General features: G+C 46.4%; 1 protein-coding gene. It reads left to right on the forward strand.

The features are described 5' to 3' along the window. The coding region (locus tag J4N25_RS26675) for a response regulator (RefSeq protein ID WP_207424949.1) at positions 1–1,466 on the forward strand (1,466 nt) is incomplete at both ends.

Consider the following 1,466-nt stretch of genomic DNA (forward strand, 5'->3'; position numbering starts at 1 on the left):
GAAGCAGAAAAAGCAAATCAGGCAAAAAGCGTGTTTCTGGCCACGATGAGTCACGAAATAAGGACACCGATGAACGGAGTAATCGGGATGGCCTCCCTGCTTGCCCAAACTCCTTTGGACAATGAACAAAGCGAATATGTGAGCATCATCAATACAAGTGGCGAGGCATTGCTGCATGTGATTAACGATATTCTTGATTTCTCGAAAATAGAATCGGGAAATCTGGAGCTGGAAATGCAGGATTTCGATCTGCGTCAATGTGTCGAAGGGGTTCTGGACGTATTTGCAAACAAAGCCGCACAGCAGGGACTGGATCTGGTATATCAGATCGATCACCGCCTGCCTTCTGTAATAACAGGGGACAGCCTGAGATTAAGGCAGATACTGATCAATTTTGTCAGTAACGCGATGAAGTTTACAGAGAAAGGGGAAGTTTTTGTAGAAATCAATCTCATAAATACAGAAAGTGAGGAGCTGGAAGTCGGCTTCCATGTCCATGATACAGGAATCGGCATACCGCAGGACAAGCTGTCCCGCCTGTTCAAAGCCTTCTCCCAGGTCGACTCATCGACTACAAGAAAATATGGAGGTACAGGGCTTGGACTGGTAATCAGTCAGAAACTGATTCACCTGATGGGCGGCGATGTAAGTGTCAGCAGCGAAGTTGGCAAAGGCACTACCTTCAGCTTTAACATCCTTACCAGAGCTGCAGGCAGCTCTCAGAAGCAATATGCGGTGGTTAACACTGCTGAAAACAGAAACAAAAAAGTGCTTATTGTTGACGACAACGTTACCAACCTCCGGGTACTAAGGAAACAGCTGGAGTTATGGCAGATCCCTTCTATGGAAGCCCAGTCGGGAAAAGCAGCTCTGGAAATGCTTCGGCAGGAAGGTTTTGATCTGGTTATTTCCGACATGCAGATGCCGGAAATGGATGGAGTGAGCTTTGCTCGTGAGGCCAAAGCAATCCACTCATCCATCCCAATAGTTCTGCTAAGCTCTGTTGGGGATGAAAGCCGCTCCAGATACCCTGAATTGTTTAACGCCGTCCTTACCAAACCGGTAAAATATGCCCAGCTGCAATCCGTTGTCCAAATGGAGTTGAAGGGAAACGGGGATAAAGGCCAGCAAGCTGCAACGGCTGAGACATTACTGTCAGAAACTTTTGCCGAAAGGTATCCTTTAACTATTTTAATAGCTGAAGACAATCTGATTAACCAGAAACTGGCCGTGAGGGTACTCAATAAGCTGGGATACGATCCCAAACTGGCGAATAATGGCCGGGAAGCCATAGAAATGATGTGTAAGCAGAACTACGATGTGATCCTGATGGATATGCTGATGCCGGAAATAGACGGAATTGAGGCCACAAAAACGATCCGAAGTCTGGAAAAAATAGACCAGCCCGTTATTATCGCAATGACGGCCAATGTTCTACCTGAAGATAAGGAGAATTGTTATAAAGC

It is taken from the genome of Desertivirga brevis (genome assembly GCF_017355835.1).